Below are 19,257 nucleotides of genomic sequence, written 5' to 3' on the forward strand. Positions count from 1 at the left end.
ATAAATAGTAATCATCGCTAAGTACGATTGGTTAGGCAATAGGACATCATTATGAGTGCAAAAACATCTCCTGCCAGCAAAGCCCCTGCAAAAAAAGGGTGGTTAACACGTTTGCGCCAACGCAATGTGCTGCCAGGGTTCGGCCTGAGCATGGGTATCACGGTCTTTAGCTTGTCGCTACTGGTGGTATTACCATTTGCCATGATGGCCTACACCACGACTCAGATGGGTTGGACTGGATTCTGGGAGACGATTAGTCAGCCGCAAGTTACTGCTGCTATCAAGCTAAGCTTATGGATGTCGTTTTTGGCGATGCTGACTAACATGGTGTTTGGCACATTGGTTGCTTGGGTACTCGTACGCTACGAGTTCTGGGGTAAGTCGTTGATTAATGCGCTAGTTGATTTACCATTTGCATTACCAACGGCGGTCACGGGCATTTCGCTTGCGACCCTTTATGCGCCTAATGGTTTGATTGGTCAGTGGTTTGATAAATTTGGCATTCAGGTCGCCTTTACACCTATAGGTATTTGGCTCGCCTTGGTTGTAGTCAGTTTTCCTTTTATTGTCCGTGCGGTACAGCCTGTACTCGCTGAGCTATCGGTTGAATTTGAAGAGGCAGCCGCGGTATTGGGTGCCAATCGCTTGACGACGTTTCGCAAAGTAATTTTGCCAGAGCTGTTGCCCGCTTTACTCATGGGTGCAGGCATGATGTTTGCCCGTGCCACTGGCGAGTACGGTTCGGTTATCTTTATCGCTGGCAATATCCCCATGCAATCAGAGATTTTACCGCTCATTATCATTAGTAAACTAGAGCAGTTTGATGTTCAAGGGGCTTCTGCGGTTGCATTATTTATGCTACTAATCTCATTTGTGATCTTATTAACTATTAACATCATGCAGTGGAAACTGTCGCGCCGTGTAGGAGCTCGCTAATGCAAATATCTAATAGCTACGACTACCAAAGCAACGCAGCGACTAAAGATACGCCATGGATACGTCTTACCTTTATCGTCATCGCAGTGTTATTTATGGTCATCATGTTGGTCATTCCGTTGCTGGCTGTGTTCTATGAGGCCTTTAAAGGTGGCTGGCAGTTGTATATTGCCTCGCTGGTCGACCCAGAAGCCTTGCAAGCCATTAAGCTGACATTGATTACCGCGGCTATCGTCTTACCCATCAATATGGTGATGGGTATCGCCATCGCATGGTTAGTGACGCGCTATCAGTTTAAAGGTAAGCAGCTGGTCACCACTTTGCTTGATCTGCCATTTTCAGTATCACCCGTCGTTGCAGGTCTGATGTTTGTTTTGCTATTCGGACTCAATTCCACCATTGGCGGCTGGCTTGAGAGCATGGGATTCCAAGTTATTTATGCGGTTCCAGGGATCGTGCTCGCTACTTTATTTGTCACTTTTCCTTTTGTAGCACGTGAGCTGATACCGCTGATGCAGACGCAAGGCGACTCTGAAGAGCAAGCAGCATTGACCTTGGGCGCAACTGGTTGGCAGACGTTTTGGCATGTGACACTACCCAATATCAAATGGGCACTACTCTATGGTTTGATTTTGACCAATGCGCGGGCCATGGGTGAGTTTGGGGCGGTGAGTGTGGTATCTGGTCATATTCGCGGCGAGACCAACACCATGCCACTACTGGTTGAGATTGCTTACAATGATTATAACTTTACCGCCGCTTTTGCCTTATCAAGTCTACTTGCTGCGCTGGCGCTCGTGACGTTGCTTATTCAACAAGTCATGACTAAGCTACAAGAGCGCAAATTTGCCAAGTCCGAACGGCTGGCAAGTGTGCCTGAGCTACTTGTAAATGCCAACGCTAAGAAGGCTACTAATACTACTGCTGCAACAACTGCTGAAATTTCGGATAAGTAATACTATCTACACTTGGTCTGAAAGGGCTGGCATTAGATTTAATTTAATAATGTAAATGCGGTAACCAAAAAATCTGCCACGATACCAAAGATATAATAAGAGAACCCATTATGAGCATCGAGATTCGCAACGTTAATAAAAAATTCGGTCAGTTTACCGCCTTAGATAATATCAATATCACCGTGCCGACTGGCAAGCTGACCACTTTGCTGGGACCATCAGGCTGTGGCAAAACGACGTTGTTACGCATTATCGCCGGCTTAGAATATGCTGATTCAGGGCAGATATTGTTTGATGAGATGGATGTGACCAATACGCCAGTGCAAAAGCGCCATATTGGCTTTATGTTTCAGCATTACGCATTGTTTCGTCATAAAAATATCGCCGATAATGTTGCCTTTGGACTGACCTTGTTACCAAAGAATGAGCGACCAAGTAAGGCAGATATCAATAAGCGCGTTGCCGAGCTATTAGACTTGGTGCAGCTGCCACAAGTGGCCAATGCTTATCCGCATCAACTCTCTGGTGGTCAGCGTCAACGGATTGCGCTGGCTCGTGCCTTAGCAGTGAAGCCGAAGTTATTGTTGCTCGATGAGCCTTTTGGTGCCCTCGATGCCAAGGTACGTAAAGAGCTGCGCACGTGGTTAAAGAACATCCACCATGAGCTTGGTATTACCAGTATTATGGTCACTCACGATCAAGAAGAAGCCCGCGCCGTCTCAGATGAGATCGTGGTCATGAATCAAGGGCGGGTAGAGCAGGTAGGCACATCGGAGGAGCTGATACACCAGCCAGCCAATGCGTTTATCAGTGATTTTTTAGACTTAGCATAGTGAAATTTGGTGCAGTTCTTCTATTATCACCCATAAAAAAAGACCTATTTATTGTAGGTCTTTTTTTATGGGTGATAGCAGGTCTCAATTTCATTTGGTATCTAGCGTTATTAAGATCAAATGTTGATAGCAATAATGCTAGATAGTCATCATATCTCAGCAGGCTTGGACATGTCGATGTCTTTGCTAGATATTTGCTTATAAGTAATATCCAAAATCTCTTGGCACCATTCTGGCAAGTCGTCAGCGACTTCATACCACATCCACGTACCGTCGCGAACACAGCTTAAAATACCGAGTTTCTTTAAATGGTTCAAATGACGCGATATCGTTGGCTGTGGTTGATCTAGTATTTCTACCAACTCACCAACACAGCGCGATTCTTTGTTAAATAGAATTTGAAATATTTTTAAGCGCGTCGGGTCAGATAAGACTTTAAATAACTCGATAGGTCGTATCGTAAAATTATTATCAGACATAGAACAATTCCAATTGGGCTTTGTTAATAGGGGTTCAATATAACAGCAGTTATCTACAAAATCGATTAAAAAATGGGCTAAATTACAGTTCGTCGTTAATTTACTACCTTTCATCATATTCGGTTACACGCACGCTTATATTCACTTACATCAATTAACTGTGTGCAATATAACTCTACTTTGATGACTGTACTTTTATACCAATAATATATCAAATGCTATTGCAAATGATAATAGTTATCGTTATTATACATCAAGCCATAAAAATGACCGTGAATATCAAGACAAACACTCTACTCACCATTTTTATCATCAATGCACTAAATTTATGAGCAATAAAAGCAGTTACCGAATAGCGGTATTCAGAGGAGCCAGACCATGTACGTATGCATCTGTAATGACGTAAAAGAAAAGCAAATCAAAGCAGCCATTGCTTCAGGTATCGATACCCTTGACGGTCTAAAAGATACCCTCGATGTTGCGACTTGCTGTGGCTGCTGCGAACCGATGGTTAACGATTACTTAGATGAGCATCATGCTAGACTCGATGTCTTAGCTTACGCTGTTTAAGCATTATCAAACCAGAGATTTACTACCCAGCTATTCATCACCTCACTACACCAATATCACTAGTACGCCTCGATACCACATACATTCAATATTCTGCACTTATCCTTTGGCCATTATACATAAAGGGTAAGTTGCGAGCGTCCGTATAACTTTACTCATACACCTACTTCAATGATATTGAGCATCATTAGCAGCCATCGTTGCGATAAACCAGTGGTTACTAAAGCTAGCTAATTATGATTCTCAATTAGCATCTTATTCTTAGTTCATAACATTACAAGCTGTATAGAGCCTATATGCTACTATATCTGTCTCACGTTGTAAGACGTTTTGTTGATTTTGATCTTTACTGATCAGTTTACCAATAGTACTATCCTTATATGGGTAATTATGAATGTATGGTGATCTGTAAAATATAAATAGGGGAGTATAGGTTATGATAGGTAGCCCAAAAGTCATTGATTATTTGAATTTTTTGTTAGGCGGTGAGCTTGCTGCCCGTGACCAGTATTTTATTCACTCAGAAATGTATGCTGAGTGGCATTATGGCAAATTGTACGATCGTATCCATCATGAGATGGCAGATGAGACGCTACATGCCCAATCTATTATTCGCCGTATCCTAATGCTGAGCGGCACGCCGAAAATGACGGTCAATGCTATCAATATCGGCGCGACAGTTCCTGAAATGCTGCAACTTGACCTTGAGCTAGAGTATCAAGTACAACAGCACTTAAAAGACGGTATTGCTCTCTGTGAAGCAGAGCGCGATTATGTCACGCGTGAGATGTTGGTAGAACAGCTAAAAGACACTGAAGAAGATCATGCGCATTGGCTTGAGCAACAGTTGCGCTTAATTGATATGATCAGTCTGCCCAATTATCTGCAAAGCCAAATGGCTGAAGTCACTCCCAATCTTGTTTAATGTCACGAAGATATGAACAATAACCATAGTATTTAGTATAAATAACGACATGAAAGGGAGAGAGATAATGAAAGGGGATAAAGAGGTTATTCGCGCTTTAAATAAAGTGCTCGGACAGTCATTGATTGCCATCAACCAGTACTTTTTACATGCGCGCATTGCGCGCCATTGGGGATTAGAAGCCCTCAATGAAAGTTTCTATAAACAATCCATCGCTGAGATGAAATGGTCTGATGAGCTGATTGCCCGGATTTTATTGCTAGGCGGTTTACCAAACTTGCAAGATTACGGCAAGATGTTCATCGGTGAAGATGTGCCAGAGATTATCGAATGCAATTTGCGCCTAGAAAAACAAAAATTCGATATCATTACCGATGCTATTACTCTATGTGAAACAAAGTCTGACTATGTGTCGCGCCAGCTATTGGTGACGCTAAAAGATGGTAATGAAGAGTATCAAGACTGGTTAGAGACTCAAGAAGACTTGATCGAAAGCATTGGGGTTGAGCGCTATATCCAATCACAAATGGATGATGACGCGCCTTAATGGTTCATTGTTGATACAATGAATCGTACTATGCTCTAAAAATGCCAGCGTGTCGTGTGGTTTATAATCACTCATATGCTGGCATTTTTGTGTCTCATATTTGACAATACGTACTATCTGCACTGCTGACAAAACCAACGCTTAATCAATATTTTTTCAAACTCTTTATCCAAAATCCAAATATCAGCGGCTCAGTATAAGCCGCGCCCATCTTCGGGCTTAAGTCGTAAGAAGTACAGCCCCGAGAGAATGGTTAAGATCCCAAGTATCCAATAGGTGGTTTGAAACGCTGTCAGCGTATCCATTTGTAGGCGTTCACGTAACAGCGTCAGTACCGCTGCCCCAAAAGCAATACCGAAACTAATCGCTAACTGCTGATTGACCGCCATCAAGCTATTGCCGCTACTGGTTTGAGCGCCTTCTAAATCACCGATAGTAATCGTATTCATCGCGCTGAATTGCATAGAATTACAAGCGCCCATTATGGTCAAAATAGGGATAAACCACAGCCACTGTGAGGCATCGGTAAACTGTGCCAACACAATGATGAGCGTGCCCATCAAAAACGTGTTGAAGACCAGCACTTTGCGATAAGTATAACGCTGAATAATTTTACTGACCCAGGGTTTAATCCCGATAGCACCGACCGCGATGGGTGCGAGGAGCCAACCTGCCTGCGACGGTGAGTATTCAAATACCACTTGCAGCAACAACGGCAGCAAAAACGGTACAGCGCTAATACCTAAGCGCGTGAATAAGTTACCAGTGATGCCAATACGAAAGGTTCGAATATCAAACAAACTCAAGGGGAACAACGGTGCTTGACGACGCTTGGCGTGCCAGATATAAGCACTGATCAATAAACTGGCCACCAAACTCAGCAGCAACCCATAAAATCCGCGACCAGTCTGTGAGCCGAACTCTACAGCAAGCGTAAACCCACAAGCCGCTGCCGCAAACAATAAAAATCCTGTCCAATCAAGCCGCTTGGTATCCTCAAATAGTGCCGGAACCAGTTTTTTTCCCATGATAAAGCCAAAAATACCCATCGGTATATTGATCAAAAATATCCAATGCCAACTGGTATATTGTACGATATAGCCACCTAAGACCGGTCCTACTAGCGGTGCTACCAAAGCAGGAATTACCGCAAAGTTCATAACGGTCAGCAGCTTATTGCGTGGGTAGGATTTGACCAATATTAAGCGAGCCACAGGCGTCATCATTGCCCCGCCAATACCTTGTATAACCCGTGAGCCAATCAAAAAATCCAACGTTGGTGACGCAGCACATAGCAGTGAGCCAATACAAAAGATAATAATCGCTGCCAAAAATACTCGGCGCGTGCCGTATTTATCCGCCAAAAAACCACTGATGGGAATAAATATGGCCAAAGTTAGCGCATAACTGATCACCGCCCACTGCATTTTTAGTGGAGACTCACCCAGCGCCTGTGCCATCTGTGGCAATGAGGTGTTCAAAATAGTGGCATCTAAAATTTGCATAAATAGCGCCACCGCTAGCACATAGGGCAAGTATTTATCTTGTGTCGGGGTTAGCGTTACCATGTAAATCTCATTAGATATCCCATCATAGAATGAACAAAATAGTCTATTGACGACTAATTCGCTATACCAACCGAGTAGTATAAGAAAGACTCAATCATAATAAAAGGGAATCAAAGTAACGGCTGGCGGTTGAGGTTATAAAATTCTGTGTTTAGAGATAATAATATTAACACTGCTTACAAGAGAGGGCTTTAATATCAGGGTTGGTTATCGTTATAGTAAACCCTCGCTAACGACTTAAGCCAACAGATATGCAGTATAGTCAATTTCATCTCAATCATATGAGATTGGATTGACTACCGACGATACAACTAGAAGCATCAACAATACGATAAAGATAAACTGAGGATATATTATGAGTCAGGAAAATAACAAAGCTTGCAATCATACCGATGGGCAAAACGATAAATATATCCCGCCAAAGGTTTGGACGCAGGACAAAGAAAACGGTGGTAAGTTTGCCAGTATCAATCGCCCAACAGCGGGTGCTCGCTATGAGAAAGCGCTGCCAGTAGGCGATGCGCCATTACAGCTGTACTCGTTGAATACGCCAAATGGCGTCAAGGTCAATATCCTGTTAGAAGAGCTTGCCGAGATTGGTGTTAAAGGTGCTGAATATGATGCCTATAAAATTGATATCTCTCAAGGAGAGCAGTTTGGTTCTGGCTTTGTAGCCATAAACCCTAACTCAAAAATTCCAGCCTTGGTTGATCATTCTGCTGATATAGCTGGCGAGCCGATAGCGCTCTTTGAGTCTGGTGCTATCTTGATGTATCTGGCAGAAAAATTTGACCAATTTATGCCTTTGTCACTTGGCAAAGCACGGGCAGAGTGTTTGTCTTGGGTCATGTGGCAGATGGGCAGTGCGCCGTTCTTAGGTGGCGGTTTCGGACATTTTTATGCTTATGCGCCTGAACCGCTAGAGTACCCGATCAACCGCTATACCATGGAAACCAAACGCCAGCTCGATGTGCTGGATACCCATCTAAAAGACAGCACATATATGTGTGGCGACAACGAAGCCGATTATAATATTGCGGATATGATTATTTGGGCATGGTATGGACAATTGGTGCTTGGAAAGCTCTATGATGCCGCCGAGTTCCTGCAAGTTGATGACTACAAGCATGTGAAGCGCTGGGCACAGGCAATTGCTGAACGTCCAGCCGTTAAGCGTGCCGTAGACCTGTCATTAAAGCCTATTGACTAAACCTATCGATAACAGACGCATTAATAAAATCAAGGCTGATAGGCTATTTGCTTATCAGCCTTGATTTTATCCGACATCTTGCTATTCTATATTCATATATGGTTATATTAAAATAGAGATATACTTACCTGTTTACACAATGATACATTAGTACAACAGATAGAAACCTTAGTACGTTAAGATAGCTTGAGTACCTCAAGCAGATAACACCTTAATAAGCGGGTATTTATACTGCTTCTTTGATTGGTTTAATATTATTGGGATACCAGCAAGGCAAATAGAGCCACTTATAATAGACTGAGTAAATCAGACAACATATCTGATTGAAATAAGATTGACTATATTGATGGATAACGATTATGAAGGATGATAACCGTAAACGGATCAACTTCTCACGACAGGCGATAGCTAGCGAATTAAAAGTTATCAATACCAAACTCAGCGCCATTTATAACGATCAACAGATAGATGCTGATCGATACTCAATATTGCAATACAAAGCCAACTTAACCACCCATCCTAAAAAAATAAAAAAGATACTCTTATTGATGATAAAAAATAAAATACGATTACCTATGTTTGCTGCTATCAGCGCAGCTTTATTTAGTACAGCGACGATGGCCAGCAATGGCGTTGAATTTACCAATCAAGACTGGCAAGTAGTCTGCGACAATACCCGTACGTGCCGGCTGGCAGGCTATCAAGCAGAAAACAATAGTGAATTTCCTATATCGGTATTGCTCATACGCCGTGCAGGCGCAAATGCTGGTGTGGATGGCAAGGTAAAGCTGGGCGGTGCTAAAGAAAGCTCATCTAAAGCCTTGATGCAACTTGGCAATCGTCATCGTATATCATTGTTCATCAATGGTAGAGACTATGGCGAAACCAAGCCGTTTTCAACTGCAGCAGGTAATGCTGATCTGACCCCAACACAAGTCACAGCGCTACTAGAAGCACTGACTAAGTCAAGCAAAATTGAGCTAGTGCTACGTAACTCACGCTGGCAACTCTCTGATAAAGGGGCTAGCGCCGTCATGCTCAAAGCAGATGAAGCCCAAGGTCGAGTAGGGACATCATCTGCCTTTATCAATACTGATGGTGCCGCCAAATCAAATAGCACTGTATTGTCACCCAAGTCCGCACCAAAACTGCACTTTGTGGCGCCCAATCCGAAAGCCGTCGCTAGTGACAATAGAAAGTTTGTGATGAAATCGTCGCAGCTAGCGGCGCTGATGAAAAGTACGATGAAAGATGCGGATAGTGACTGTCCCAATCTATCAGATAAATCACCATGGCGTGTGAGCCGACTGAATGGCTCACAGCTGTCGGCACAACATGACTGCTGGACAGGTGCTTATAATACTGGTGCAGGCATCTGGGTCATCAATGACAGTAAACCTTATAAACCAACATTGGTAACCACCAACGCCACTGGCTATGATAAGGGTAAAATCACTTCCGTACAAAAAGGTCGCGGCATCGGTGATTGTTTAACCAAGACTGATTGGGTATGGACAGGCAAGGCATTTGAAAAAAGCCATGAAAGCACCACAGGGCTTTGCCGTATGATTGAAGCGGGCGGTGCTTGGCAATTGCCGACGTATGTCACCGAAGTTAAAATGGTGCGATAGCCGCCAATAATACTGCTGATTGTCTTATTACTCAGCATATTGAATGCGTACATCTATAAGCAAATTTGCTTTATTTACCGAGAAATTTAATAAATAGCTACATATAATATTTTATTGTGCTATACTGCGTCGCCACGTTAGCTTAGGCTTTCGTGAATTATGAGATTGATAACATCGCCTGCGATTTTGGGTCTAGGATGACCATAAGTAATTGTTGCCGATGATTTTGTGTACTTAAATAACCTGTCATGAAAATAGCAGTTATTTTTGACTCATATCTTATCTACCGAACCATAAATGTGGTTTAAATTGGTTGTTATTCGCGATTATTTGCTTTGGACAAAGCATTAATAATACGCTGATATCAAACAAGGATGAGACACTCGGCACTACCACCAAAATACGTCAGACAGCACGAACGCATTTATTGTAGAGGCTCTAAGCTTTATTGGCTTGGCTTCTGATTATCGACACTTACATGTGGTCCGGTAATTCTTTAATAAAGGCAGCGTGGTGAACGGTTATCAGTGGTATGCATCAAGCTTGCTGAATTTACAGCAACTTATACTTACCAAGGATTCTCATGACTGATATTTTATCTGCAATCGCCGCTGAAAACGGCATCATCGAAAACACTGACACTCCAAATACTGATACTAATAATCAAGCGGCTACTACTGACGCGACTGATGAAGATCAAATTACCTTTGCTGAACTAGACATTGCCAAGCCGATTTTGACCGCGCTTGATCGCAGTGGTTATACCAATCCAACACCTATTCAAGCACAAGCCATTCCTTTTGCACTAGCGGGTCGCGACTTACTATTGTCTGCGCAAACCGGTAGTGGTAAAACAGCCGCATTCGTTATCCCTGTACTTGACCGTTTAAGCCGTGCTACTAGCTTTGACAAACTAACCAAAGCACTTATCCTAACGCCAACGCGTGAACTTGCTCAGCAAGTACATGATAGCGTACGTACTTATTCTAAAGATATGCGTGGTCTATTCTGCGTACCTTTGGTTGGCGGCGCACCATACAATGGTCAGATCACTGCGTTGAAAAAAGGCGTTCAAGTTATCGTTGCGACCCCAGGTCGTTTACTTGACCATATCAATGCCGGTCGTGTTGACTTATCAAGCCTAGAAATTTTGGTACTTGATGAAGCTGACCGTATGCTAGACATGGGCTTTGCTGATGACATCAGTGACATCCTTCGTGCTGCACCAATTGATCGTCAAACTATTATGTGTTCTGCAACTTGGGACGGCCCAGTAGGTAAAATCGCTGCCAGCTTCACTAAGAACCCTGAGCGTGTATCAATCAAAGTAGAATCTGCACACATCGAAGAAAAAGTGTACTACTGTGATGATTTCGATCACAAAAACCGCTTACTTGACAAAATCGTTTGCCAGCAAGATATGGAACAGATCATTATCTTTGCTGCTACCAAACGTAGCACTGAAAAACTGGCCAAACAGCTACAAGAAGCGGGTCATAAAGCCAGCTTCCTACATGGTGATTTGCCACAAAGCAAGCGTAACCGTATCGTTCAAGACTTGCGTAATGGTAAAGTCAAAATCCTAGTAGCGACTGACGTTGCTGCTCGTGGTCTAGATATCCCAGCTATCTCGCACGTTATTAACTATGACTTGCCACGCCAAACTGAAGATTACGTCCATCGTATCGGTCGTTGTGGTCGTGCTGGTCGTACTGGTATCGCTATCAGCTTATGTAGCATGGATGATCGTCCACAGCTAAACGCTATCAATCGTTACTTAGATCGCAAAATGGAAGTATGTATCATCGAAGGCATGGAGCCTAAGAAGACTTATGTACCTAGCGAAAATAAAGGTAATGGTCGTGGTCGCGGTCGTGGTCGTTCAAACGGCGGCGGTGGTAATGGTCAAGGCCGTGGTCGCGCGGGTGGTGGTTATCAAGGCAATCCTGCTAATGCTCGTGGTCGCTCAAGCGACAGCGCATCAACTGGTCAACGCGCTAGCAATGACAGCGGTTATCAAGGTAAGCCACGTGACGCGTCAGGCAAACCAAACGAGCGTTCAGGTGGCAAGCCGTATCAAGGCAAGCGCACTGGTGCTCCTAGCCGCGGCGATAGCACTGGCGTTCCACGTGGTGAGCGTGCTGCAACAGGTCGTGGTCGTCCAAGTGGCAGCCAAGGTCGCCCAGCAGGTCGTTCTGACAGCCGTGGTCAAGGTCGTCCAAACGGCGGCAACCGTGGTAACAACTCGTAATACTGTTATATTCGGTCATTAAAGTTATTAATTGCTTGATCGCCTAAAGATAGCACTAAAAAAGCCAGATACTTGTTATCTGGCTTTTTTGTGTTTATTCGATCGCTGCTTGCGCGTTTTTTTCACCTTGTCTATACTAACAAGCTTTTATTCATCGTGTGCTGCGGAGCTATTTGATGCCCGATATTTCTCATTTAACTATTGATAGCCTGCCATTGGCCTTTGGCATCATTATGGCTATTATCGGTTTGGTTTTTTATACCCAAGGATTACCCGGTAAATTCTGGCAGCGCTTTTATGCGGTATTGCCCGGTATCGTGCTGTGCTGCTTTATACCTGCAACGCTTAATAGTTTAGGCGTCTTCGCTGACGGTATCGGCTCACAGATTTATGGCTTTACTGCCACGTATCTGTTGCCAGCAAGTTTGCTATTAATGACCTTGTCGATGGATGTGCCAAAGATATTGGGGCTAGGCTGGAAAGCCATCGCCATGTTTTTCGCCGCCAGTATCGCGATTATTATTAGTGGACCAATCAGCTTGGGTGTCGCTAAATGGGTATCGCCTGAGATGTTTACCGATGACACGCTATGGCGTGGGTTTTCGGCGGTGGCGGGTAGTTGGATCGGCGGCGCGGCAAATCAAGCAGCGATGAAGGAGCTATTTGGCGTCAGTGATGATTTATTTGGGATGATGATTCTGGTCGATACCACCAATGCTTCATTATGGTTATTGGCTATCTTGGTATTGGCGAAGCATAGCAATAAGATAGATCGGCTATTGAGGGCAGATACCAGTAGTATTGATAAAGTGATTAAGGCGGTTGAGAATTATGAGCGTGACAATGCTCGTCCAGCAACTTTAAATGACTTGATGGTGATGTTTGGCTTATGCTTTGCTATGGTGGGTGTCGCACACTTTATTGGTGGTCAAATTGCAGGGTTTTTTGCGCCCTATAGCTGGGCAGTGCAATACAGCTTTGCCAGCTCGTTCTTTTGGATGGTTGTGATTATAACCTTGATAGGGGTAATTTTTTCCTTTACCAAGATACGTCGCCTTGATCATGTGGGCGCTTCCAAAATTGGTACGGTATTTATCTTTATCTTAATTGCTGCTATTGGTATGCAAATCAATCTTGCGGGTATCGTCTCGCAGTGGCGACTGCTCCTTATTGGTTTATTATGGATGAGCATTCACGTTGTCATCATCTTTGCTGTGGCTAGAATAATTCGAGCACCATTTTTCTTTTTGGCAGTCGGCTCTAATGCCAATACTGGCGGTGCATCATCAGCACCCATTGTCGCAACGGCTTTTCATCCATCGCTTGCACCTGTAGGTGTGTTTTTGGGTATTCTCGGTTATGCGGTAGGCACTTTCGGTGGCTATATTAGTACCCAATTGATGCGCTTGGTAGTAGGGTGAGCGCGAATATAATGCTCAGCATTGACCAGTCATATCTCTACAGAGAGAAAAACTTTCAATTTATACTAAGTTAATAACAAAAAGCCGACTTCACCGTCGGCTTTTTGCTTGTAGTATCAATACATACCAAATTGAGCAAACACTCAAATTTGATATTAAATATTTTTAACCCAAAACTATAAGGATAAAACAATGCAAGCAAACTACAACCCAAAAATCATTGCTGGTGCAACATTTCCTACTATCGAAGTACCCACTTATAATGGCGACATGACGCTATTAGGCAAGCCCGAAAATGGTCATGACTGGAAAATGGTGGTTGTTTACCGAGGTCAACACTGTCCCATTTGCACCAAATACCTCAATCAGTTAGAAACATTAAAATCAGCATTTAATGAAACGGGTGTCGACGTCATCGCTGTTTCAGGTGACAGCAAAGAGCAGGTAGCAAGTCATTTGGAAAAAATAAATGTGAGCTTTCCTATCGCCTATGATCTGACCGTTGAACAAATGAAAATGCTGGGTCTTTATATCTCCAACCCACGTTCAGAGAAAGAAACCGATCATCCATTTGCAGAGCCCGGCTTGTTTGTTATCAATACAGAAGGGAAGATTCAGATTGTAGATATCTCCAATGCTCCTTTTACTAGACCTGAGCTGGAAGCCTTGGCAAATGGTCTGGCCTTTATCAGAAATCCAGAAAACAACTATCCTATTCGTGGTACACACGATTATGCTTAAGACTGTATTATTGACGACGGCATTTTTTCTTGATGTCAGACATTTAATACGCTTAAGTGTGGCTGTAAACTCAAAACTAAACTAATAAATAGTCAAAGACGTAAATTCATAGGGCAGTGCATCATAACCGATGCATTGTCTTTTTTATTGCAAACGCTCTTTATTGTTAACATTCTCTCCAAAAGCTGAAATCACAAGACTTATTCATACAGGTGTGCACTCACAGTCAAAAACTCTGCACTGTCAGTCAATCTATTTGCTAACAACCTCGCTATAGTAAAAAAGCTTCGTCATTAGGATAGATGACGACCAGACAAAGAATGAGTGTAATTGTTAAGTATTGACGGCCACATTGGGCGCTATATTTTACAGAGCCACTCATATCTTCTGATATAAATTTCTAGACAGGGAGTCTCACATGAGCAAAGCTCACACTTCAATTGATCCTATTACTTTGTCCGTCGTACGTGGTGCCTTAGAAACGGCGCAGCGCGAGATGACGACAACCTTAGAAAAAACCGCACGCTCTAGCGTCTTCAACTTAGCTCACGATTATAGCAATGCTTTGTTTGATCATTTGCCTGAGATGATTTTACAGGGGCAGGATATTCCTATTCATCTAGGCTCGCTCATGCCAGCCATGAAAGCTGTTGCCGAATATTATGGTGATGACATTCATGAAGGAGACGTTATTTATCATAACGATCCCGTGATGATGGGCAGTCATATTCTAGATTGCTGTATGTATAAGCCAGTGTTTTATAAGGGTAAGTTGGTATTTTGGACAGTATGTAAAGGTCACGTCACTGATATCGGTGGTCCAGTACCAGCAGGATATAATCCAGATGCTAAAGAGATATATGCCGAAGGATTGCGCATTCCGCATTCCGCCTATCAAAATATGGGAAAAAGGCGTTAGGCGTCGTGATGTCATTAATTTAATTCATAGTAATATGCGCTCTCGTCGTAACCAAGAAGGCGATCTTAATGCTCAGTATGGTGCTTGTGCCGTCGGTGAGCGTAACATGATTGCGCTGCTAGACAAGTATGGCGTAGAGACCGTCCGTGCGGCGATTGAAGAGCTGATGTATACCATATATTGAGTGTTCAAGGATGAATGCAAATCAAAAGCCAAATCGTTATCAAAATACCTCTCATCAAACCTTACAGTTGCAGGCAGGTCAGACAAACGATACCTCTGCACATGATTTATCAATGAATAAAAATCTTCTAAGCCCCTCAGGGTTAGAGATGCCAGCAACGGATCGCATGCAAACCTTAGGTGCCTTCGATTGGAAACATACCATCAATGAGACTTACTTTGATCTTGATGTTAGTTTTCGGCAACCGAATAAGTTTTCTGGTTTTTTGCAACATGCTAAGCTTCTAGAGATAGGTGTTTCGCACTATCATGCTAATACTGTGCACTATAATCGCGGCAGACAGAGCTCTGGCTATATTGATGACAGTATTTTAATTACCTTTCCTATGACAGGCGACGTTCGTTTTACTCAAAAAGGACGGCAGCTGACCTCTAAACCCGGTCAATTCTTTATTGAACTGTCCAGCTTACCTTATGAGTTCTATCATCTGCACGAAGCATCACTGTATGTGATCAAAGTGCCGCTCGCATTACTCACTACGCAAATGGGCACCATAGAGCGGCAGTTTGCCCGCAGTCTGTCTATTGATGAAGGGGCAGGCAGGTTGCTGGTATTTCAAATTGGTCAAATACTGGCGCTTATTCATAACAATCATCTGGGTGATTTAGAGATAAAAATATTAGAGCAGCAGCTGCTTAACCTTATTGTATTGACATTGATCACCCCGAAAGAGGTGATGATGAGTACCAGCTCGTCCATACAATCGGTACACTTAAAACGGATAGAACACCATGTAAGTCTAAACTTAGCAAGTTCTGACCTTAATCCTAAGACCGTCGCTGCTGCTTGTTATATATCTGTCAGATACTTGCATAAACTGTTTGCTGAGTTGCCCTATAGTTTTTCGGAATGGGTCAAGAAATTGCGTTTAAAGCAGGCCAATCACATTTTAAAAACCAAAAGCTACGTGACTATAGATGAAGTGGCGCATAGAGTCGGTTATGGCGACCAAGGTTATTTTTCACGCATTTATAAGCAACATTTCGGTTATTCGCCGCGAGATACACCAAGCACAGGGTAGTCATTATTATGTACTCTGTTATGCAGTCGCTGTATGATTTATACATTGAACATTAGCGCGTATATTTATATTTAAGGAAGAACCAAGATGACTGGTGCTACGAATGATAAAACAGCAAAAGTAGAGATATATGAAAGCGCTGATGGAAAAGCGCAGGTAGACGTACGTTTTGGACAGGATACGGTCTGGCTGTCACAATCACAAATGACTGAGTTGTTTGGTCGTGATCAGTCAGTAATTTCGCGTCATATTGCCAATGCTATAAACGATGAAGAGATCGCTGAGAAAAGCAATATGCAAAAAATGCATATTGCAAATTCTGATCGCCCTGTGACGTTTTATGACTTAGATGTGGTTATCTCAGTGGGCTATCGCATCAAGTCCCCTCAAGGTGTGCAGTTTAGACGCTGGGCAACGCAGCGCTTACGTGAATACTTGGTCCAAGGCTATACGCTCAATCAAGAGCGCTTTGATAAAAACTCAAGCGAGCTACAACAAGCATTAAATTTGATCAGAAAAACCGCGCAAAGTCCTGAGCTGAACACCGATGAAGGTCGCGGCTTGGTTGAAATTATCAGCCGTTATACACAGACATTCTTATGGTTACAGCGTTATGATGAAGGCTTGCTTGATAATCCTTCAGGGGAGGATGGCGGTATCTTACCCAGTCCGACTCAGGCGATGGCAGCGCTGACGGATTTAAAAGCGCAGCTGACAAATAGAGGCGAGGCGACTGAGCTATTTGCTAAGCCTCGCGGTGATGGGTTGGACAGCGTACTGGGTAATTTACAGCAAACGGTGTTTGGTGAGCCTGCATATCCGACCATCGAGAGTAAAGCGGCGCATCTGCTATATTTCATGGTCAAAAATCATCCTTTTACCGATGGTAATAAACGCAGCGGCGCTTTTTTGTTCGTGGATTTTTTGCATCGTAATAATCGACTGCTTAATGATAAAGGTGACATGGTTATCAATAACACGGGGCTTGCCGCATTAACCTTGTTGGTCGCTGAATCTGACCCCAACCAAAAAGAAACCTTGATTAAGTTGATTATGAATATGCTGTCTTTAGAGAGTTAATAAATAGGTTTATCATCCGTGGCACGTAATACTCATAACGCTAATAATAAAAAGCACAGTCTAACAACAAAATTAAAGGAAATTCAATATGTTTAGCATGATAAAAGACTGGCGCGAGCAGCGCATACTGGACAATAGCGAATTTACTCATGCTGACTGGCTGCAAGCGGCTCAGCGTATTGTGATACTTGATCGGTTAAATGAGGACGAGCTAACACGCTTGTTTGAGCTGGCGACGCTGTTTTTGGCGGATAAGTCGATTACTGGCGCGCAGGGTTTCGAGATTACCAATGCGGTTAAGCAATCCATCGCCTTGCAAGCTTGCTTGCCTATCTTAAACCTTAGCCTTGAATGGTATGCTGGCTGGTCAGCCATTATCATTTATCCTGGTTCCTATAAGAGTGAAACTACCACTGTCGATGAGCTGGGCATTGTCCATGAGGGTAGTCAGCACCGTAGCGGCGAAGCATGGCTGCGTGGCCCCGTTATTCTGTCGTGGAAGGATGCCAAACATTCAGGGGAGCGCGATGGTCATAACGTGGTCATTCATGAGTTTGTGCATAAGCTTGATATGTTAAATGGTCGTGCCAACGGCTTTCCACCACTGCAAGCGGATATGGATCCTGCGCGCTGGACTGAAATTATGACACGAGATTTTGAGGATTTTCAAAGCCATCATAAATCAGGTCTTGATCGTTATGGCGCGACCAATCCAGCGGAGTTTTTTGCAGTGCTCAGTGAGGTATTTTTTGAGACGCCGCAAAAGCTGGTCGATGCTTACCCTGATATTTACGACATAATGGTGAAGTTTTTTCACCAAACACCACTTTAATCAAAATCATTAATAGTCACTATTAATGTTCGATAATGAATATATAGACATGAAGAAGCAATAAAAAAGGGCAGTGCATGGGTTTCATGACACTGCCTTTTTTTTGGCTTATTTTTTCTTTAAGTCTATATTTTTATAGATAAAAACTATTTAAGTTGTCCATTGCTCATTCACAATAGCGACCAAATAGCGTTTACCTTGATACTCTTCAAACACTAAACGCATGATGCGCCAATCCATACCAGCGTATTCCTCCGAGCCTTTATGATAAAACTCGACAACCTCTGAATTGGGATAAATTTTCTTCAGGTTATTAATCATATTCCCACTGTGTTGGAACTCATTAATACTGATACTGGCATTGTTAAATTTGCTAGCATCAATCCACGTGTCTAAATATGTAGGTAGTGGCGTGACGAGTAGATCGCCCGTACCGTCTTTTTCACCCCAAGTGAAACGAATTTTGGACTGTTGCAAATATTGGGCGAATTGTTCACGGCTAAAGACTTTGTCTGTCTCAGGACGCACATAGGCATACATCGAAAAACGGACGCCACGGGTTGGATGAATATCATTGGTGATGCGAGCGAAGTCTTTATTTGCAAGCGCGCGCTGAATACGTAAGGCTTGCTGCTTAAGGGTTTGCTGACTGATATCGGAGACAACAGGCGTTGATGAATGGCCGTTAGATTGATTTGGAGTGGCTATATTGGATTCAGCAGAAGATTGACAGCCAGTTGCTGCTAGCGCCAAAGCCAATGCGCCGCCAACGGTTAATTTAGATGAATGGTCTTTAAAAGTAGATAATAGGGTCATAAGGCATCCTTATCGCAGTGGTTATCGAAATATACGTTACTGTGAATATAATTGGGCAAATTTCACAAGATTACTGAGCAAAAAGTTGTTATTTAAAAGTTACTAGGGTGTGTCCTTATTCTAAAAACGGTGATGAAAATGAGATAAATTGCTGTCAAACAAGGAAAGTAGCGCAAATAATATCAAGATATTCATAAGCTATTTAAAGATATTTGGCAAAATTTAGCCATTTTTAGTCCATTTAGTTAATAATCGATTGAATTGAGGACGCACCCTA

The 19,257-nt window shown here is 43.1% G+C and carries 18 protein-coding genes and 1 pseudogene; 16 read left to right on the plus strand and 3 right to left on the minus strand.

Annotated features, from left to right (window positions below; all coding sequences use genetic code 11):
* The first annotated feature begins 51 nt into the window (after positions 1 to 51).
* The 3 genes and pseudogenes from cysT to B2575_RS01445 all read left to right on the plus strand — a co-directional run.
* On the plus strand, positions 52 to 936 hold the full coding sequence (cysT, locus tag B2575_RS01435) for a sulfate ABC transporter permease subunit CysT (protein WP_198329918.1): 885 nt from the start codon (positions 52 to 54) through the stop codon (positions 934 to 936).
* Entirely contained in the window at positions 936 to 1,892 is a 957-nt protein-coding gene (gene cysW / locus B2575_RS01440; protein WP_296239911.1) for a sulfate ABC transporter permease subunit CysW, read from the plus strand. The genes cysT and cysW overlap by 1 nt, the downstream gene beginning before the upstream one ends.
* Positions 1,893 to 2,002: 110 nt before the next feature.
* Positions 2,003 to 2,722 (plus strand): annotated as a pseudogene (locus B2575_RS01445) (sulfate/molybdate ABC transporter ATP-binding protein); the annotation flags it as partial.
* Between the two features lie 152 nt (positions 2,723 to 2,874).
* On the opposite strand, the gene B2575_RS01450 reads toward B2575_RS01445, so the two are convergent.
* Positions 2,875 to 3,204 carry an ArsR/SmtB family transcription factor gene (locus B2575_RS01450; protein WP_045456178.1) on the minus strand — a complete coding sequence of 110 codons (330 nt, stop codon included), beginning with the start codon at positions 3,202 to 3,204 and terminating at the stop codon, positions 2,875 to 2,877.
* A 378-nt stretch (positions 3,205 to 3,582) separates the two neighbouring features.
* Between B2575_RS01450 and B2575_RS01455 the strand changes: the two genes are divergently transcribed.
* From B2575_RS01455 to bfr (B2575_RS01465), 3 genes are all read left to right on the plus strand, one after another.
* On the plus strand, positions 3,583 to 3,774 hold the full coding sequence (locus B2575_RS01455; RefSeq protein ID WP_045447323.1) for a (2Fe-2S)-binding protein: 192 nt from the start codon (positions 3,583 to 3,585) through the stop codon (positions 3,772 to 3,774).
* A 436-nt stretch (positions 3,775 to 4,210) separates the two neighbouring features.
* A complete protein-coding gene (gene bfr / locus B2575_RS01460; protein WP_045456174.1) occupies positions 4,211 to 4,699 on the plus strand; it encodes a bacterioferritin in 489 nt (162 codons plus the stop codon).
* A 67-nt stretch (positions 4,700 to 4,766) separates the two neighbouring features.
* A complete protein-coding gene (bfr, locus tag B2575_RS01465) occupies positions 4,767 to 5,246 on the plus strand; it encodes a bacterioferritin (protein ID WP_296239912.1) in 480 nt (159 codons plus the stop codon).
* A gap of 191 nt (positions 5,247 to 5,437) precedes the next feature.
* Here bfr (B2575_RS01465) and B2575_RS01470 read toward each other — a convergent pair whose 3' ends face one another.
* Positions 5,438 to 6,814, minus strand: a complete 1,377-nt coding sequence (locus B2575_RS01470) for a DHA2 family efflux MFS transporter permease subunit (RefSeq protein ID WP_296239913.1) — start codon at positions 6,812 to 6,814, stop codon at positions 5,438 to 5,440.
* Between the two features lie 355 nt (positions 6,815 to 7,169).
* On the opposite strand from B2575_RS01470, the gene yghU reads away from it, so the two are divergent.
* The 10 genes from yghU to B2575_RS01520 all read left to right on the plus strand — a co-directional run bounded on the left by yghU (position 7,170) and on the right by B2575_RS01520 (position 18,164).
* Positions 7,170 to 8,024: a glutathione-dependent disulfide-bond oxidoreductase gene (gene yghU, locus B2575_RS01475; protein WP_296239914.1), complete on the plus strand. Its 855-nt coding sequence runs from the start codon at positions 7,170 to 7,172 to the stop codon at positions 8,022 to 8,024.
* A gap of 359 nt (positions 8,025 to 8,383) precedes the next feature.
* Positions 8,384 to 9,655, plus strand: coding sequence for a DUF1176 domain-containing protein (locus tag B2575_RS01480; protein ID WP_296239915.1), 1,272 nt, complete (start codon positions 8,384 to 8,386; stop codon positions 9,653 to 9,655).
* A gap of 583 nt (positions 9,656 to 10,238) precedes the next feature.
* Entirely contained in the window at positions 10,239 to 11,906 is a 1,668-nt protein-coding gene (locus B2575_RS01485; RefSeq protein WP_296239916.1) for a DEAD/DEAH box helicase, read from the plus strand.
* A 176-nt stretch (positions 11,907 to 12,082) separates the two neighbouring features.
* Positions 12,083 to 13,327 (plus strand): DUF819 domain-containing protein, encoded by a 1,245-nt coding sequence (locus B2575_RS01490; protein WP_296239917.1) that lies wholly within the window; start codon positions 12,083 to 12,085, stop codon positions 13,325 to 13,327.
* 192 nt (positions 13,328 to 13,519) lie between these two features.
* Entirely contained in the window at positions 13,520 to 14,068 is a 549-nt protein-coding gene (locus B2575_RS01495; protein WP_296239918.1) for a peroxiredoxin-like family protein, read from the plus strand.
* A 418-nt stretch (positions 14,069 to 14,486) separates the two neighbouring features.
* The gene (locus B2575_RS01500; protein WP_296239919.1) at positions 14,487 to 14,987 is read left to right on the plus strand and encodes a hydantoinase B/oxoprolinase family protein; all 501 of its coding nucleotides are present in this window, start codon (positions 14,487 to 14,489) and stop codon (positions 14,985 to 14,987) included.
* Entirely contained in the window at positions 14,929 to 15,171 is a 243-nt protein-coding gene (locus tag B2575_RS01505; RefSeq protein WP_296239920.1) for a hydantoinase B/oxoprolinase family protein, read from the plus strand. The genes B2575_RS01500 and B2575_RS01505 overlap by 59 nt, the downstream gene beginning before the upstream one ends.
* Positions 15,172 to 15,181: 10 nt before the next feature.
* Positions 15,182 to 16,252: a helix-turn-helix domain-containing protein gene (locus tag B2575_RS01510; protein WP_296239921.1), complete on the plus strand. Its 1,071-nt coding sequence runs from the start codon at positions 15,182 to 15,184 to the stop codon at positions 16,250 to 16,252.
* 87 nt (positions 16,253 to 16,339) lie between these two features.
* On the plus strand, positions 16,340 to 17,332 hold the full coding sequence (rhuM, locus tag B2575_RS01515) for a virulence protein RhuM/Fic/DOC family protein (RefSeq protein ID WP_296239922.1): 993 nt from the start codon (positions 16,340 to 16,342) through the stop codon (positions 17,330 to 17,332).
* An 88-nt stretch (positions 17,333 to 17,420) separates the two neighbouring features.
* Positions 17,421 to 18,164, plus strand: a complete 744-nt coding sequence (locus B2575_RS01520) for a zinc-dependent peptidase (RefSeq protein WP_296239923.1) — start codon at positions 17,421 to 17,423, stop codon at positions 18,162 to 18,164.
* A 150-nt stretch (positions 18,165 to 18,314) separates the two neighbouring features.
* Here the strand turns inward: B2575_RS01520 and B2575_RS01525 are convergent, their stop codons facing one another.
* Complete coding sequence (locus tag B2575_RS01525; protein WP_296239924.1) at positions 18,315 to 18,980, minus strand: hypothetical protein; 666 nt, start codon at positions 18,978 to 18,980, stop codon at positions 18,315 to 18,317.
* Positions 18,981 to 19,257: the final 277 nt, after the last annotated feature.

It is taken from the genome of Psychrobacter sp. UBA6739, assembly GCF_002453835.1.
Taxonomy (GTDB): Bacteria; Pseudomonadota; Gammaproteobacteria; order Pseudomonadales; family Moraxellaceae; genus Psychrobacter; species Psychrobacter immobilis_A.

Coding starts and splice junctions, on each gene's coding strand:
- cysT (WP_198329918.1), top strand. CDS start 52: ATGAGTGCAAAAACATCTCCTGCCAGCAAAGCCCCTGCAAAAAAAGGG.
- cysW (WP_296239911.1), top strand. CDS start 936: ATGCAAATATCTAATAGCTACGACTACCAAAGCAACGCAGCGACTAAA.
- B2575_RS01450 (WP_045456178.1), bottom strand. CDS start 3,204: ATGTCTGATAATAATTTTACGATACGACCTATCGAGTTATTTAAAGTC.
- B2575_RS01455 (WP_045447323.1), top strand. CDS start 3,583: ATGTACGTATGCATCTGTAATGACGTAAAAGAAAAGCAAATCAAAGCA.
- bfr (WP_045456174.1), top strand. CDS start 4,211: ATGATAGGTAGCCCAAAAGTCATTGATTATTTGAATTTTTTGTTAGGC.
- bfr (WP_296239912.1), top strand. CDS start 4,767: ATGAAAGGGGATAAAGAGGTTATTCGCGCTTTAAATAAAGTGCTCGGA.
- B2575_RS01470 (WP_296239913.1), bottom strand. CDS start 6,814: ATGGTAACGCTAACCCCGACACAAGATAAATACTTGCCCTATGTGCTA.
- yghU (WP_296239914.1), top strand. CDS start 7,170: ATGAGTCAGGAAAATAACAAAGCTTGCAATCATACCGATGGGCAAAAC.
- B2575_RS01480 (WP_296239915.1), top strand. CDS start 8,384: ATGAAGGATGATAACCGTAAACGGATCAACTTCTCACGACAGGCGATA.
- B2575_RS01485 (WP_296239916.1), top strand. CDS start 10,239: ATGACTGATATTTTATCTGCAATCGCCGCTGAAAACGGCATCATCGAA.
- B2575_RS01490 (WP_296239917.1), top strand. CDS start 12,083: ATGCCCGATATTTCTCATTTAACTATTGATAGCCTGCCATTGGCCTTT.
- B2575_RS01495 (WP_296239918.1), top strand. CDS start 13,520: ATGCAAGCAAACTACAACCCAAAAATCATTGCTGGTGCAACATTTCCT.
- B2575_RS01500 (WP_296239919.1), top strand. CDS start 14,487: ATGAGCAAAGCTCACACTTCAATTGATCCTATTACTTTGTCCGTCGTA.
- B2575_RS01505 (WP_296239920.1), top strand. CDS start 14,929: ATGCCGAAGGATTGCGCATTCCGCATTCCGCCTATCAAAATATGGGAA.
- B2575_RS01510 (WP_296239921.1), top strand. CDS start 15,182: ATGAATGCAAATCAAAAGCCAAATCGTTATCAAAATACCTCTCATCAA.
- rhuM (WP_296239922.1), top strand. CDS start 16,340: ATGACTGGTGCTACGAATGATAAAACAGCAAAAGTAGAGATATATGAA.
- B2575_RS01520 (WP_296239923.1), top strand. CDS start 17,421: ATGTTTAGCATGATAAAAGACTGGCGCGAGCAGCGCATACTGGACAAT.
- B2575_RS01525 (WP_296239924.1), bottom strand. CDS start 18,980: ATGACCCTATTATCTACTTTTAAAGACCATTCATCTAAATTAACCGTT.